This is a genomic window from Mucilaginibacter sp. Mucisp73, assembly GCF_059491465.1.
The window spans coordinates 140,301-156,740 of sequence record NZ_CP168507.1; the positions used below are offsets into that span (position 1 = coordinate 140,301).

At 42.1% G+C, this 16,440-nt stretch carries 14 protein-coding genes; 10 read left to right on the plus strand and 4 right to left on the minus strand.

Features of this window, described 5'->3' with window-relative positions:
* Nucleotides 1–50: 50 nt before the first annotated feature.
* From ACEN82_RS00590 to uvrA, 3 genes are all read right to left on the minus strand, one after another.
* Nucleotides 51–848, minus strand: a complete 798-nt coding sequence (locus ACEN82_RS00590; protein WP_413323161.1) for a Fic family protein — start codon at nucleotides 846–848, stop codon at nucleotides 51–53.
* Between the two features lie 89 nt (nucleotides 849–937).
* Nucleotides 938–1,531 carry a glycoside hydrolase family 19 protein gene (locus ACEN82_RS00595; protein ID WP_413323160.1) on the minus strand — a complete coding sequence of 198 codons (594 nt, stop codon included), beginning with the start codon at nucleotides 1,529–1,531 and terminating at the stop codon, nucleotides 938–940.
* A 241-nt stretch (nucleotides 1,532–1,772) separates the two neighbouring features.
* Nucleotides 1,773–4,661, minus strand: coding sequence for an excinuclease ABC subunit UvrA (uvrA, locus tag ACEN82_RS00600; RefSeq protein ID WP_413323159.1), 2,889 nt, complete (start codon nucleotides 4,659–4,661; stop codon nucleotides 1,773–1,775).
* A gap of 508 nt (nucleotides 4,662–5,169) precedes the next feature.
* Here uvrA and ACEN82_RS00605 point away from each other — a divergent pair.
* The 8 genes from ACEN82_RS00605 (at nucleotide 5,170) to ACEN82_RS00640 (ending at nucleotide 13,045) form a co-directional block, all read left to right on the plus strand.
* Nucleotides 5,170–5,754 (plus strand): RNA polymerase sigma factor, encoded by a 585-nt coding sequence (locus tag ACEN82_RS00605; RefSeq protein WP_090534404.1) that lies wholly within the window; start codon nucleotides 5,170–5,172, stop codon nucleotides 5,752–5,754.
* Nucleotides 5,755–6,024: 270 nt separating this feature from the next.
* Entirely contained in the window at nucleotides 6,025–6,219 is a 195-nt protein-coding gene (locus ACEN82_RS00610) for a hypothetical protein (protein ID WP_090534406.1), read from the plus strand.
* Nucleotides 6,220–6,465: 246 nt separating this feature from the next.
* Complete coding sequence (nth, locus tag ACEN82_RS00615) at nucleotides 6,466–7,221, plus strand: endonuclease III (RefSeq protein ID WP_413323046.1); 756 nt, start codon at nucleotides 6,466–6,468, stop codon at nucleotides 7,219–7,221.
* A gap of 142 nt (nucleotides 7,222–7,363) precedes the next feature.
* A complete protein-coding gene (gene recA / locus ACEN82_RS00620; RefSeq protein WP_090534412.1) occupies nucleotides 7,364–8,386 on the plus strand; it encodes a recombinase RecA in 1,023 nt (340 codons plus the stop codon).
* Between the two features lie 211 nt (nucleotides 8,387–8,597).
* The gene (cfa, locus tag ACEN82_RS00625; protein ID WP_413323045.1) at nucleotides 8,598–9,713 is read left to right on the plus strand and encodes a cyclopropane fatty acyl phospholipid synthase; all 1,116 of its coding nucleotides are present in this window, start codon (nucleotides 8,598–8,600) and stop codon (nucleotides 9,711–9,713) included.
* Nucleotides 9,714–9,845: 132 nt separating this feature from the next.
* On the plus strand, nucleotides 9,846–10,202 hold the full coding sequence (locus tag ACEN82_RS00630) for a Bor/Iss family lipoprotein (protein ID WP_413323044.1): 357 nt from the start codon (nucleotides 9,846–9,848) through the stop codon (nucleotides 10,200–10,202).
* Between the two features lie 6 nt (nucleotides 10,203–10,208).
* Nucleotides 10,209–11,717, plus strand: a complete 1,509-nt coding sequence (locus ACEN82_RS00635; RefSeq protein ID WP_413323043.1) for an FAD-binding protein — start codon at nucleotides 10,209–10,211, stop codon at nucleotides 11,715–11,717.
* Nucleotides 11,718–11,731: 14 nt separating this feature from the next.
* The gene (locus ACEN82_RS00640; RefSeq protein ID WP_413323042.1) at nucleotides 11,732–13,045 is read left to right on the plus strand and encodes a hypothetical protein; all 1,314 of its coding nucleotides are present in this window, start codon (nucleotides 11,732–11,734) and stop codon (nucleotides 13,043–13,045) included.
* Here ACEN82_RS00640 and ACEN82_RS00645 read toward each other — a convergent pair.
* Entirely contained in the window at nucleotides 13,042–13,521 is a 480-nt protein-coding gene (locus ACEN82_RS00645; protein WP_413323041.1) for a DinB family protein, read from the minus strand. The genes ACEN82_RS00640 and ACEN82_RS00645 overlap by 4 nt on opposite strands.
* Before the next feature lie 150 nt (nucleotides 13,522–13,671).
* Here ACEN82_RS00645 and ACEN82_RS00650 point away from each other — a divergent pair, with 150 nt between their 5' ends.
* Both ACEN82_RS00650 and ACEN82_RS00655 read left to right on the plus strand, forming a co-directional pair.
* Nucleotides 13,672–15,393 carry an ArnT family glycosyltransferase gene (locus ACEN82_RS00650; protein WP_413323040.1) on the plus strand — a complete coding sequence of 574 codons (1,722 nt, stop codon included), beginning with the start codon at nucleotides 13,672–13,674 and terminating at the stop codon, nucleotides 15,391–15,393.
* A gap of 10 nt (nucleotides 15,394–15,403) precedes the next feature.
* A complete protein-coding gene (locus ACEN82_RS00655; RefSeq protein WP_090534425.1) occupies nucleotides 15,404–16,429 on the plus strand; it encodes a lipid A deacylase in 1,026 nt (341 codons plus the stop codon).
* Nucleotides 16,430–16,440 lie beyond the last annotated feature (11 nt).

Consider the following 16,440-nt stretch of genomic DNA (forward strand, 5'->3'; position numbering starts at 1 on the left):
GAATAGCTGATTATTACGCGGGGATGATTGATTGCCGGCGATGGCTAAAATTAAAATAGAAAAGTAAAACCACTTCCTTTTGATGGCTTTTTCATTTCTTCAAACTTTTCAATTTCCTGATTGAGCAAAAAAGAATACTCACCTGCCATGAATTCACGAAATACTTCAATATTTTCCTGTTGACGGGTATCAATTAATGCCTGAATATAAGCCACTTTATTTTCGCTTCGCACAATTGCCAATGGAAGATTATAATATGCCTGAATGTAGTTCATTAATAATCGCGAGGTGCGCCCATTGCCATCATAATAAGGATGTATACTTACGAGATTGAAATGTGCATCAAAGGAAAGATTCAGCTGTTCAGCAACAGATAAGGCGGAACCGATGGATTCATTGAGCTTTTTTACCAGGTCATTTGTCAGGCGTTCCACTTTATCAAAATTGGGGAAATAGGAAATACCTGCAGTGACGTTGCCTTTCCGAAATGCTCCGGTTCGGGAATCCACGGTACCCAGCATAGTATTGTATACTTTGCCGGTATTCTTCATCACCAAAGCATTGATTTCCTGCAAAAGAGATACTGACAATGCTCTTTTTACTTTTGCATTTTCAATTGTAAAAAGGAGGGCCGCGTGATGATCTGTTACCATCAAGCTGTCTTCCAACGGCTTGCCGTTGGGCGTGCGCCCTTCGGTGATCAGCACTTGTGTTTCTACCTCTGTCAATGTTGAGCCTTCAATCCGTGTAGAGTGATGGTCAATAGAAATGAGGTTAAACCGGTTGTGGTCAATCACATCAGCTATGCCAAGATCGTTGTATTTCTTTATCAGGTTAACTATTTCCATCGTTTCAACAACGCGAAAATACTTATAAGTTTTTACATAGTGGTTCAGTTGCCTGGCACCGATAAACCTGGCAACTGAATTTAATTTTACTACGCATCAATACCGGTCAATCCCTTATAAAAATGTTTGGCATAACCTGCTATCAGCACATCGTGATCATTCCCGTTAATAATACGGCGGGCGTTGATCCAGTCGGCATGGGTGGCGTCAAAATATTTGCCTAAGCCCACGCCGGTAAACATGCCTTTTGTCATACCTTCAATCATAATGTTGGCAGCTACATCAGGTTGAAGTGCCAATTCGGGATGGTTAAGCAGGTCTAGGTGTAAATGCTTGCCCATGGCCTCATAGTTCTCGTACCAGGTTAATTGTACAAAACCGCGGCCATAATAAAGCTGATCGGGCGTTGTATAAGGGATACGGTGACCAGGCCCCCCGCCCATTTTAAATTTTTCGCCATAGGGATGACCTTTACCCTTGCCAAACTCATTTATCGGCTGCATAGTGCCTGCACATTCATGGTAAACGGTGCCTAACATGTAGGCTACCTTACGCTGATCGGTAACGCCGGCATCAGCTGCGGCCTTTAAAATGGCTTCGATACCATCAATCTGGCTTTGTGAAATGTGGCCTTTAAATACAGACGCACGGATAGTGTCATAAAATTCTTTTGTACCTGGCATGATAATGAAATTTAGGTATTAGTAATAAAATTAATTGCTGTAAACGGATGTTTCAGATTAAAAAGGTATGGAAGATTTAGGTAAATATAAATATTCACGTTTGGAATACCAAGGCTGATATTCAAAGAGTTGGGCCAGGATTTTCAAGCCAATTCCTGCATTTGTTGAGAAAGGCCTAAAGTAGGAATATGTTTATAAAGCAAATTTTAAAGTGCCCGTTTTATTACACGGGCACTTTAAATTAAAACCGCTCTTTTAAAAACTTGCCCGTATAGCTGTCTTTTTGTTTTAGAAGGTCTTCAGGAACGCCCTCAAATACTACTTTACCACCGCGGTCGCCGCCTTCCGGGCCAATATCGATAACCCAGTCGGCACATTTGATCACATCCATGTTATGCTCAATAACAATGATGGTATTGCCATGATCAAGCAGGGCATCAAACGATTTCAGCAGTTTTTTAATATCAGCAAAATGCAAACCGGTGGTAGGTTCGTCAAAAATAAACAATGTTTTATTGGTGTTGTTGCCTTTCACCAGGAATGAAGCAAGTTTAATACGCTGAGCCTCACCACCTGATAAGGTATTTGACGACTGCCCTAACTGAACATATCCCAAACCAACATCAACCAGCGGTTTTATTTTGGCGATGATCTTTGGCTCTTTGGCAAAAAACTCAACTGCCTCATCTATGGTCATGTTCAGGATCTCCGATACGTTTTTTTCTTTGTATTGGATATCTAAAATATGCTGCTTAAAACGATGGCCCCCGCAGGTTTCGCAGGTAAGAAAGATATCTGCCATAAACTGCATCTCTATCTTAACCTCACCTTCGCCCTGGCAAACATCGCAGCGGCCTCCCTCAACATTAAATGAAAATGCCGAAGGTTTTAGCCCGGCGGCTTTTGCTGCCGGCTGAGCAGCATACAGGTTTCGGATTTCATCCCAGGCTTTAACATAAGTAACCGGGTTTGAGCGCGATGAACGGCCTATCGGGTTTTGGTCAACCAGTTCAACCTGTTCAATTTTGCTGTAATCGCCATCAATAGCATCATATGAGCCTGTTTGTTCACCCGAATAATTGCCCAATGCCTTTTGAACAGCGGGGGCAAGGATGCGTTTTACCAAACTGGTTTTGCCCGAGCCGGATACGCCGGTAACAACAGTAAGCACGCCTAACGGAAATTTGGCGGTAACGTGTTTCAGGTTGTTTTCGCGCGCGCCTTTTATTTCGATAAAATCGTGCCATTTGCGGCGGCTTGCGGGGATAGCTATTTCTTCCCTGCCGCTCAGGTATTTGCCGGTGAGGCTTTTATCGTCTTTTATAATTTCGTTATAAGTACCGGTAAAGATCAGCTCTCCGCCATGGGTACCGGCCTCCGGACCAATATCAATAATGTGATCGGCAGCTTTCATGATCTCTTCCTCGTGCTCAACAACCAATACGGTGTTACCCACATCGCGGAGGGATTTTAATACGCTGATCAGCCTTTGGGTATCACGCGGATGCAAACCGATGCTCGGCTCATCCAAAACATACACTGAACCTACCAGGCTGCTGCCCAATGACGTAGCGAGGTTGATTCGCTGCGACTCACCACCTGATAATGTATTTGATAAACGATTGAGCGTTAAATAACTCAAGCCCACATCATTTAAAAAGCCGAGGCGGTTGGTTATTTCCATCAGCAAGCGTTTGCCGATTTTGGCCTCAGTTTCACTGAGTTCAAGCGATTTAAAAAATTCAAAGGCTTTATCCAGCGGCATCAGTACCACATCGGTTATCGACTTTTCATTGATCTTTACGTAAGAGGCATCCATTCGTAATCGGCTGCCCTTACATTCCGGGCAGGTGGTTTTGCCCCTGTATCGCGACAGCAAAACACGGTACTGGATCTTATACGTTTGTTCTTCCATTTCCTTGAAAAACTCGTCAAGGCCACGGAAAAACTTATTGCCGGTCCAGAGCAGGCGCTGCTCTTTTTCGGTTAGCTGATTATATTGACGGTGGATAGGGAAGTCGAACTTTAAGGCATGTCTTACCAGCGCATCGTTCCATTCGCGCATCTTTTCGCCGCGCCACGGGGCAATGGCCCCCTCATAAATAGATTTGCTTTTATCCGGGATAACCAGGTCTTCATCAATACCGATCACCTTGCCGTAACCTTCGCATTTTTTACAAGCGCCATACGGATTATTAAAGCTGAAGAAGTTTGGCGTAGGTTCTTCAAATTTCAATCCGTCTAACTCAAAACGGTCGCAAAAAAAGCGCTCATGCTCGGTATCGTTGTCAGGTTCCTGGAAGCGAACAAAACAATCGCCCTTGCCTTCAAAAAAGGCAGTCTGTATGGAGTCGCCTAAGCGGCTAATAGTTTCGTCTTCCTCATTTTTGGTAACGCGGTCAACAACTATGCGTACTGCAATTTGCTCATCAATTTCGGTAGTTTCTGCAGCGGCTTTTTTTGTCTTTGTTTTTTTGATCTCGACTGTTGGTTCAGCCGCCATTAAAGGAACGTTCTCTACTGTTTCATCCTCTAATAAAGATTCGATACGCGAAAGTTTGCCATTGTATTCAACACGAACAAAACCTTTTTGCATCAATACTGCAAGCTCTTCTTTAAGGCTCCGGTTGTTGTGCGGGTGCAATGGAGCAAGAATGGTTACCTGGGTTTCGTTAGGCAATGAAAGCACAAAGTTAACCACATCGGTCACTGAGTCTTTTTTTACGATATTGCCTGATATGGGCGATATCGTTTTACCGATACGTGAAAAAAGCAGTTTTAAATAATCGTAGATCTCGGTTGATGTACCAACAGTTGAACGTGGGTTTGAGGTAATTACCTTTTGCTCAATAGCTATGGCCGGTGCAATGCCTTTAATATAATCAACATCGGGCTTGTTCATTCGGCCCAAAAACTGGCGGGCGTATGATGAAAGGCTTTCCACATAGCGGCGCTGGCCTTCGGCGTACAAAGTATCGAAAGCGAGTGATGATTTGCCCGAACCCGACATGCCGGTAACTACCACCAGTTTGTTTTTGGGAATAGCCACATCAAGGTTTTTAAGGTTGTGCACCCTTGCGCCTTTTATAATAATATGCTTTTGCGGATCTTTTTCTGCTTCTTTACTCATTCTATTGAATTAGTTCATAGTTGATGGTTGATGGATCATAGTAGTATGCTTTGCAGGTTAGTGGCAAAATTTATACCATGAACCATGATCTATTAACCATGAACTTTTTGCGAATGCAAAAATCCTAAAAAATTTAGCAGAATCCAAATGAGTTTTGATTGTTTATTGGATTAAACTACGTGAAATATTGGAGTTTACAGTTTGCTGACTTTTTAAAACTTAATGTTGTTTTAACAACTACTTTTTAAAAAATTTATTTTGGCGAATGATTAAACCTTCGGTATTAAAAATAAGTCTAACGGAAGCGTACCAAATAAATGATGGTTTTACAGGTAATTATGCCGATTAATAGTAAAGTAAGACGCAAAAAAAAAAATTTTATTTGTTTTTTTGCCAATAATTTATTTTATTTGAGCGAACAAATCTTTAACCCCTAAGGAGCACGCTATAGAATATACTTTACTTTAAAAGGTTTTAACTAAAAATTAAGTTTTAAGTAGTACTTTCTATGGATTTTCAATTGAAGAGTGATCAGGATCTAATCCATCTATATGTAGCCGGCGACGAAGCCGGTTTAGTAGAATTGATAAGGCGTTACCAATCAAAAATATATACTTCTATTTACTTGCTGGTAAAAGACGAATACCTTGCCGAAGATATTTTTCAGGATGCATTTATAAAGGTGATTAACACCCTTAAAGCCGGTAAATATAATGAAGAAGGTAAATTTTTGCCCTGGGTAACCCGAATTGCACATAACCTGGTGATTGACCATTTTCGCCGTGAAAAACGTGCGCCTATGATCAGCAATGGCGATGATTTCGATATTTTTGAAGTGCTTGGTAATTATGACGAAAGTACCGAGGACAAGATGGTTAGGGATCAAACCCATAAAGATCTTAAAGCACTGATCCAGCTGCTTCCATCCGAACAAAAGGAGGTGCTTATTATGCGCCACTTTGGCGATATGAGTTTTAAAGAGATTGCCGATATTACCGATGTTAGTATCAATACCGCCCTTGGCCGTATGCGCTATGCCCTTAATAACCTCCGCAAAATGATGCAGAGCAAGGAGCTTAGCCTGAAAAATTAGCTTTTTAGTATAAGAGTTTAGCGATAAAAGGTTAGGATATTATTGTTTAGGTTAAACCGGATAATAATATTCTAACCTTATTTTTTGTGTAAAATTCTGATATTGTTTCATTAGTTGCTGATATAAAGTTATTTACTGTTGCAATAACGTAATTCATAGCTTCTGGCAGCTAATTTCTTTAAATAAAAATTTCATTTAATTTTCATTTAACAAAATATTATCTTTAAGCCACCGTTATAAACCATATAAAAATTATAGTAAAATAAGCTTATGGATGAAACCTTTACAAAAACGTTAAATGCATTAGCTAACGAAGCTGAAATGAACAGGAATGCACAAGAAAATCTGGACGCCGACGAAGTGATTTTTTACAATTCAATTCGTGCTGATTTGGACCTGCTGATCAGGAAACCTAAAGTGCAAACTATACACCAGATCCTGGATTATTCAAAAAGCTTACGTTAGTATTTATTGCGGATTCCCCCACTGGTTCATAGATCATGATTGTTGAAAAGGTTACCGATGCGAATCGAAAAACCAAAACCCAATAAGTGATTTATGAACCTTTCTATTTTAAGATGGCTTATGATTGATGGATCATAGTTCATGGTTTTTTATTGTTGTGAATATCTATACTTTTGGACAGGATCGCCATTGCGTTAAGCTGGGTGCTTGAACCATGATCCATGAACTATCAACCATGAACTAAAAATGTTAAAAGCCGAACGCTATCGCCATTTTGTTGATTATTTTTCTAAAAACCAGCCTAACCCGGTTACTGAGCTGAACTATAATAATCCATTTCAATTATTGGTGGCCGTTATACTTTCGGCACAGTGTACTGATAAACGGATTAACCAGGTAACGCCGGCACTGTTTGAGCGTTTTCCTACTCCGCAAGACCTGGCTGCCGCAACATCCGACGAAGTTTTTGCATATATCCGGTCTGTAAGTTACCCTAATAATAAAGCCAAACATTTGGTAGGCATGGGCAAAATGCTCGTGGAAGTTTTTAACGGCGAAATACCTTCGGGGATAGAAAATCTGCAAAAATTACCGGGTGTAGGCCGCAAAACAGCCAATGTGATCGCTTCGGTTATTTTTGAAGAACCGGCCATGGCTGTTGATACGCATGTTTTTAGGGTGGCCAACCGCATTGGCTTAACTAATAATGCCCGTACTCCGTTGGCGGTTGAAAGGCAACTGGTCCAAAATATTCCTAAAGAATATATAGGTGTTGCACATCACTGGCTTATATTGCACGGCCGGTATATTTGTTTGGCGCGCAGCCCTAAATGCGATATTTGTCCGCTTACGTGGTTTTGCCGCTATTATGAGCGCAATAATACAGAAGCCGCGCTGCAAAGGCTTGAAGCTGCAAAACTTAAGAAGGCCAAAGAAGCTAAAAAGAAAAAGGCCCTTAATATTATAGGTAAGGAGTTGAAGAAGAGAAGTGTGGATAATTAGTTGACTAAGTGAATAGATGACTTGGTGAGTAGTTATTATATTTACTTAATACATTCCAATCAACCACTCGCTAAAAAATAAATTACTAAAAAAATTAGTAATTTTAAAAAATGTAATTATATTTGTTGAAGAAATTAATACGATGGCTAACATAGATAAAAATAGCGCTGATAAATTGAAGGCATTACAGCTTACGTTAGATAAGCTGGAAAAATCATACGGTAAAGGTACCATCATGAAATTGGGCGAATCCGTAGTTGAACAAACTGAAGTAATATCAACCGGCTCATTGGGGCTTGATATTGCTTTGGGGGTTAACGGTTTGCCTAAAGGAAGGATCATTGAGATCTACGGACCTGAATCGTCAGGTAAAACAACTTTGGCTATCCATGCCATTGCCGAATCGCAAAAGAACGGTGGTATTGCCGCCTTTATTGATGCGGAGCACGCTTTCGATCGTTTTTATGCCAAGAAATTAGGCGTGGATGTTGAAAACCTGCTGATCTCCCAGCCTGATAATGGTGAACAGGCACTGGAAATTGCCGATAACCTGATCCGTTCGGGCGCTATTGATATTTTGGTTATCGACTCTGTTGCGGCGTTGGTTCCTAAAGCCGAGATCGAAGGCGAAATGGGCGATTCAAAAATGGGCCTGCATGCACGTTTAATGTCACAGGCATTACGTAAGCTAACCGGCACTATCAGCAAAACAGGATGCTGCTGTATCTTTATTAACCAGCTGCGCGATAAGATCGGTGTTATGTTTGGTAACCCTGAAACCACTACCGGTGGTAATGCATTGAAATTTTATGCTTCGGTACGTTTGGATGTACGCCGTATCTCCCAAATTAAAGACACCGATGAAGTTTCCGGTAACCGCGTAAAGGTTAAGATTGTTAAGAATAAAGTTGCCCCTCCGTTCCGTGTAGCTGAGTTTGATATCATGTTTGGCGAAGGTATTTCAAAGGCCGGTGAGATCATTGACCTGGGTGTTGAATACAACATTATTAAAAAAGCAGGCTCATGGTTCAGTTATGGTGAAACCCGTTTAGGCCAGGGCCGCGATGCTGTTAAACAACTGATCCTTGATAACCCAGAGCTACAGGAAGAGTTGGAAAATAAGATTAAAGAAACGGTAACCGGCGAAAGCATGGAAGAAGTTTAATCGTGATTATACTATATACTAATCTTTAAAGTGATTTAATGAATATATAAGAAAGCCTCCTGTAAGGGGGCTTTTTTTGTAAAGCTGCCGCGGGTTTACTAAAGCTGCCGCGGGTTTAGCGCAGCGTAACCCGTGGCTGTACTATGTTAGTAATTGTTCCCGTTTTTCCGCAAAAAGAATATCTTTATCACCGCATAAACCGGAAAAAGCTATGGGATCATCAAAAGAGATTGTTACAAATATGTTTGCTTCAGGTGGTATTACCGTGAATGGCAATAACTCATGGGACTTACAGGTACACAATCCTAAATTGTATGATCGTGTGCTGGCAGGAGGGTCCCTGGGTTTTGGGGAAGCTTACATGGAAGGCTGGTGGGATTGTGAAGCGCTTGACGAATTCTTTTTCCGCGTCCAGTATCACCGGGTTGATAAAATGATCCCACGCGACTTAAATACGCTTAAATACTTTCTCAAGGCAAAATTTGGTAATCAGCAAACCAAATCAAAGGCTAAGGAGGTTGCACACAAGCATTATGATATTGGCAACGATCTGTTTGAGTTGATGCTTGATAAGCGGATGATATACTCCTGTGCCTATTGGGAAACTGCACAAACATTAGATGAGGCCCAGGAAGCTAAGCTTGATCTGATTTGCCGCAAACTAAAATTGGAACCCGGCATGAGCTTGCTTGATATAGGCTGCGGATGGGGCGGCCTTCTTCAATATGCAGCCGAAAAGTATGGCGTAAAAGGAATTGGTGTAACTCTTTCGGAAGAGCAGGCCATTATTGCAAAGGAGATTAACAAAGGTTTACCAGTGGAGATCAGGGTGCAGGATTATCGCGATGTACATGAAAAATTCGACAGGATAGTTTCTGTCGGGATGCTTGAACATGTTGGCTATCGTAATTATCGCATCTTTATGGAAAGGGTAAACGAAAATTTAGCAGATGACGGTATTTGCCTTCTTCATACCATAGGCGGTAATTACTCAACTACAGTTACCGATCCCTGGATTGCAAAATACATATTTCCGAATGGTATGCTGCCATCGGCAGCACAGCTCTCAACAGCATGGCAGGGCTTATTTATTTTGGAAGATTGGCATAACTTCGGCGTATATTACGACCGAACCTGTATGGAGTGGCGTAAAAAATTTGAGCAAGGCTGGCCGCAGCTTAATGCTAAATATGGTGATACCTTTTACCGCATGTGGCGCTACTATCTTAGTGCCAGCGCTGCATCCTTCCGCTCAAGAAAAAACCATTTATGGCATATCGTTTTAACCAAACCAAAGCATCTGGGATTGTACAAATCAATAAGATAAGCCCCCTTCTTTTCATTAATCAAATAAATGACGTAAAAGTACGTATTCAATAAACGTGTTTTTACTTGATTGAAAATCAAGTATTTGGATTTACTTTATTGTATTTTAGGAAATTTCCCAAATACTTAGAATATGTTGCCATTACGTTTGAACAGGCCCCTGTATTTTTACAGGAAGCGTATCCCTGCTGTTTTAATCTCATTAATGCTGTGCAGTTGTTACACGGCCCGTGTCGAAACAAAGGCGCAGGCTGGGTCAGAGGTATCGCACCAGAATGTAAACTTCTTTTTTTGGGGGGCTATCCAAAGCCCCAAGCGAATCGTTACTCCTATATGTGATTCCCTTGGCTCCAATGGTATGGCCGAAGTTACGGTGAAGAATAATTTCGGTTATTCCTTGCTTACTGTTGTAACCTTAGGTATCTGGAGCCCTGCAAGGGTAGAGTGGAAATGCGGTAAACCTTGCGCCAAAGATGGTGTAATCAAATAAGCGGCTATGAAAGTTATTAAAACAGGAGTCAGCAGTTGGGAAAACCGGCACGAAACTTTTACCGAGCAAATTAAAGATCTGTATGAATTGGGCAATGAAGACAATCTTGATGCCCTTGAAGGTTATAATGACGCTACCAAAGGGCTTCAAAACCTGATTAAAGAAGCTATTGAGACCGATACTCCATTACGATCATTAGGCGCAGGCTGGTCGTGGACAAAAATAGCAACGGTTAAAGATGGTGTAATGCTGGATACAAAACCCCTTAACACCAGGTTTACTGTTGCCGATACTGCGGTTAACCCGGCTTATACAGGCAACAAGGACCACCTGCTTTTTGCACAAAGTGGCAACGGTATCTGGGAGCTCGGCGCATTTTTGAAAAACAGGGGCTTGTCACTCAAAACTTCCGGTGCCAGTAATGGGCAAACTATAGCTGGTGCAGTGAGTACAGGAACTCACGGCTCGGCGTTTGATTTTGGTGCCACGCCAGATTTTGTAGTAGGGCTCCATATTGTAGTAAGTCCTGACAGGCATATCTGGCTGGAAAGGGCGTCGGCTCCTGTTGTGGCGCAACGGTTTATGGATCTGTTGCAAACCGAGCTGGTACAGGATGATGAACTTTTTAATGCCGCATTGGTAAGTTTTGGGAGCTTCGGTATTATCCACGGCGTACTAATGGAAACAGAACCCCTGTTTTTGTTAGAAACTTATGTGCAACGGTTACCTTATGATGCCGAACTTCAGGGTATGATGGCAACACTTGATTTCAGCGATACCGATAAGCTGCCATGTAGTAACGAGCGCCCATGTCATTTTTCGGTGTTACTTAATCCGTACGATCTGGACAAAGGCGCATTTGTAACCACTATGTATAAGCGCCCGTATCGTACCAACTATCAGCCCCCGGTTGATAACGCGGCGGGGATCGGCCCGGGAGATGATGCTGCCAGTTTTATAGGTACTATTACTGATGCCATACCTGCTTTGGTTCCGGTTGTAGTTACCAAGGTGTTAAATACCAGCATGACAACTAATACTGATCCTCATTTTGGTACGCTGGGCGAAATTTTTAGCAATACTACGTTAAGAGGAAAACTATTGAGCTCTGCCATCGGTTTCCCGGCAGAACTTTCGCCAAGGGTTGCCGATTTGATGTTGAAGATCAATAAAGATATCGGCCCTTTCAGCGGTGTATTTTCATTCAGGTTTGTTAAACAAACCAAAGCCACATTGGGCTTTACCCGGTTTGAACATACCTGTATTATGGAGCTGGACGCGCCGCTCTCCGACAAAGCCTACAACTTTTATACCCAGGTATGGCTGATGCTTGAGCATGAAAATATTCCCTTTACTTTTCATTGGGGTAAAGCTAACGAGGTTACGCCCGAACGCATCCAACGAATGTATGGCGATGCAGCTACCCGCTGGATCAACGCCCGAAAAGCCCTGCTCAATACTGATTGTCAAAAAGTTTTTACCAATCAAATTACGCGGCAATGGGGGCTGGCCTGACATATTTAGGTGGGATGAGGGCAATATTATGTGGCCTGCTGTTTTCGTGCTGTACCATAGTGGAGTTGAAAGCCCAAACCACAGGACAGGTCATCGATGAGATAAAAGCGATAAACAGTAAAGTAACTCATTGGCCTATTAGTAACGGACAGGGTATGCTCATCTCCAATAAAGCGATGAACATTTTCCTGTCAAATAAAGTGAGTTCTTACCTCTCCGGTAATGAAGACCTTTCTCTCTATAAAAACTACGTAAATCTTAATGCTGCGGAAGGGGCAATCAGTATCAATCACAATTTTCACCAACCGGTTGATAGCGATGATTGGGTAAGGTCATTTGTAGTAGTGGGGGCAAGGGTAAATATTGCCAATGCATATTCGGCAAAAACTGCTAACAGGTATTATGATAATCAACTGGGTTTTACAATTCAGAAAACATGGATGGGAAAACCGAAGACCTACTATGCAGCGAATAGCGATTTCAAAAAGGAGATGGATGCCGCCCGGGCCTTGATGGTAAACACACTTGTTCAAAGCATCAATAAAAAAGTTGAAGAGTTCGAACAATCGCTTAACGCTTTGAAACAAGATGAAGTGCCCGGGCAAGATTTAACTGATGTTAAAAGCAAGCTGCGGAAAACTTTTTATGTCACGCTTCGGGCAGATTATTTGCAACAGTTTTCTGAACAACAGTCGGAACTGATGGTTAACACAGCCAATTTTAATCTTGTTACCGATAACTGGACAACGGCAGGCGTTTATATTCCGGTTATACCTCAAAAATTTATGGTAAGCAATGACATTAACGCGCCGGTTAACAAACATTATAATTACCCGCTCGAACTTTTTTTAAGCCATACCCGCTTTTGGGAAAGCCCTAAGCTGGGCCGGTTCTTTTTAACCTTTGCCGGTAAAGGCTTTGTGAATAACGCGGTACAAAACGGCTCCTTATTTAGTGCTGATGTAACAGGGACGCAGGGAACAGACGGAGCAAATACGGTCGCCATAAATAAAGGCGACCGGTACATTGGCCAGTATAAAAATTTTATAACCCCGGTTGCGGTGGGTAAACTGGTGTATATCCCCGGAACCTCACATGTGGGGGTGAGTTTCCGCATCGAAAAAAAATGGGGGACTTATAAGGCGCTCAACTCTATCATCGGCATCCCTATTGTATTGATCGATAAAAAGGGAGTCCCGGCCATAAATTTTGAAGCACAGCTTTTGCTTCAGGACATGAATAATTCCTTAAAAAACACCCGACTGCCTTACAATAAAACAGCAATCGGGTTAACGGTAGGGATCCCGTTTAGTAAAATTGTTTACTAAACAAGCTTACCCATCTCCTCCAAAACCGCTCTTTTCAAAGCCATGATATAACCGGTATGCAAACCATCATGAAATGGCAAAAAACGGATTGCTTCTTCTATATTGCTCAAGGTAACACCATAACGGGTGGTCATCGGTTGGTAATTTGAGAAAATACCCATTTGGTAATCTTCCTCCATTTTATCAATGGTTGAAATAAGCAGCTCTTTGACTTCGGCTATGTCATCAGCATTAATAAAGCTCTGCGGCTTTGTTTCGGGACGGTAGGGGGTATAGTATTTATCATCAACCACAATAGGTACGCCTGCGCGCGTATAGCAAATACCTTGCTGACCCGAAATAAGGTGCGCCAGGTTCCAGATCAGGTTGTTATTAAAACCTGCGGGGATGTGGTTAAGTTGTTCGGGGCTAAGATCTTTAACAACGTTTAACAGCATCAGGCGTGGTTTTTTGATAACCTCAAATTCTTGTTTCATTTTATATTGGATGGGTTAAGGCTTTCCAGCTGCGCTAAATTATGAAGATTGTGGTATGTTTTTCGTCAAATTATCACATCGCCGCTGCCAACGTTTTATGGCTTATATCTTTTATCATACCTTTGCCCATTCATTTACTCATCCATTTTAATGCAGGATACCTCTTTAAATAGCGCGCCGGTAAAATATAACAAGCCAATAATTTATTTTTTACTGTTGTGGGCTTTGCTAAATGCCGTACAGGCATTTACCCTGGAGATCCATGCGGATGAGGCCTACTATTGGGTTTATTCCCGCTTTTTAGACTGGGGGTATTATGACCATCCGCCTATGGTGGCCGTTTTCATTAAAGCAGGTTACAGCCTCATACATAATGAATTTGGAGCGAGGCTCTTTACAGTGATCAGCACCACCGCATCTTTATACCTGATGTGGATGATGTTAAAGCGCTATAGGGTTGATGCCATCAACTTTATACTGGTGGTTTCAGGCATCTTTGTATTCCATATTTATGGCTTTACCACCACACCTGATGCTCCTTTGCTGTTTTTCACGGTGCTGTTCCTGTATTTTTATCAGCAATATATTGAAGAGGACAGCTTAAAATTGGCCATTATATTGGGCGTGGTGATAGCCTGCCTGCTGTATAGCAAGTATCATGGCATTTTGTTGGTTGCTTTCACGCTTGTATCTAATATAAAATTGCTTAAGCGAGGATCTTTTTACGGAATTGTGCTGCTGGCGCTGGCTTTGTATGCACCGCATATCCTGTGGCAGGTAAACCACGATTATCCTTCAATAAGCTATCACCTTAGCGAACGTTCGGCCGATGACTACCAGTTGGATAATACCTATTTATATCCATTGGGGCAGTTGATAATGGCCGGGCCGCTGATTGGCTGGTTCCTTTTTTATAAAGGATTTACAACTAAGCTACAAGATGTTTTCACCCGCACCCTGCTCGTAAACAGCATAGGTATTTTGGCATTCTTTTTTCTTACCTCCTTTAAAGGTGAGGTACAACTCCATTGGACGCTTATAGCTTACGTACCGCTAAGCATGCTGGTGCTTATCAGTTTTGCCAGGCCGGGAGGCAAACCTGTTTGGTTTAATCGTTTGGCGGTGATAAACGTCAGCCTGATTTTGCTTGTTCGTATCTGTATTATCTGGGGGCCTCCGTTCTTGCTAAAGATCGATGCCATGAAAAGCTTTTTCGGCTTTAAGGATTGGGCGCATCAGATCCAGAAAAAGGCAGGCAATAATTATGTGATATTTTATGAAGGTTTTCAGGATCCGTCCAAATACAATTTTTATAATAACACCACCCGTGGGCTTGCCTATGATTCACGCCATTATCGCCGTACCCAGTATGATATCTGGCCTATAGAAGACAGCATTCAGCATAAAAAAACTTATTATATACTGGATGTTTGGTTGCCCGGTGTAACAACCGATTCCATTAACGTATTTGCCGGTAAATGGTATGGCGGTTGGGTTGATGACACACGCACCTATCAGCGGGTTGAATTTGAAACACTTGCTCCCAAAGAAGCTGTTAGTCCGGGGCAAAAAATAGATTTCGACCTTACGGTTAAAAATCCTTATCCATTCGCCATTGATTTCAGTAATAAAAATCAAAAGCACCCTGTATTTTTTGAAGCCTGTTTCTTTAAAAAGACTGATCAGATCACTAATCAAAAGGCAGATGATTCATTCCATAACATTGCCCTAAAGCCGGGCGAAAGCACTCATTTTAAATTTAGCGTAACAGCACCGGAGCAGCCTGGCAGATATCAACTCATTTTTTCATTGCGTACCGAACCATTTTTTGGCGGACGTAACAGCAAGAGCATCAACATTACAGTAAAATAATAAATCGACTATGTTTAAACGGATATACCTTTTTGTCTTTTTTTCGATCATAACCACCACTGCAGCCCTTGCACAGGGCAGCCTTGATATCCATTTTAATGGCTTGGGTTTTATGGATAACCGGGAGTACAAAGATTTTGTTGCCCGCTCACGCACCTATTCGGGTGTGCGTACCGCGCTTGACCTGGGCTTGAATATCGATAGTGTGAACCACTTTATTGTAGGGGTTAACGGCATTCATGAGTTTGGTGCGAAACCATACTTTTTAAAAGTTAACCCCGTTGCCTATTACAGCTTTACCGGTAAAAACTGGCTGTTCAATGCCGGTGCTTTCCCGCGCGAAGGTTTGCTGGATGATTATCCGCGGGCTCTACTGAACGATACTTTGCGCTACTACCGCCCTAATGTTGAGGGTTTGCTTACTCGTTTTCATAATGCCCACTTTACCGAAACTGCCTGGATTGATTGGGTAAGCCGCCAAACCGTTACCGATCGTGAACAGTTCCTGTTCGGCTTTTCGGGCAAATACCGGCCAAGCTTAACAGGCCCCTTTTATGTATCGCACTATTTTTTGCTGATGCATGATGCAGGAGCCGAGGTGCTTTTACCAAACGACCATATCCAGGACAATGGCGGCGGACAAATAAGATTAGGTTTAGATTTAAGTCATAAAACCATTTTAGATTCGTTATCTATTGAGGCAGGCGGCATGATGTCGTTTGAGCGGGTTAGGGGTGTTGATGGTTTTCATAAACCTGCCGGCTTTGTAGCCAATGCCTATTTAAGCTGGAAACGTTTTGCCTTGTTTGATGAATTTTACAAAGGCCAGGGCAGCCATATTATTTATGGTGATGCATTTTTTGAAAAGAAGACCTATAATCGGCTTGATATTATTTACACGCCGTTTTTATACAAGCGTGTAAAAGGACAATTTATATTAAGCCTGCACCAAACACCGGGCTATAGCAGCAACCAGGAAGCCTTCAGGGTAACGGTTGACCTGGGCCGACAGACTTTGGTGAGGTTTAAGGATTAGTGAAGTTATGT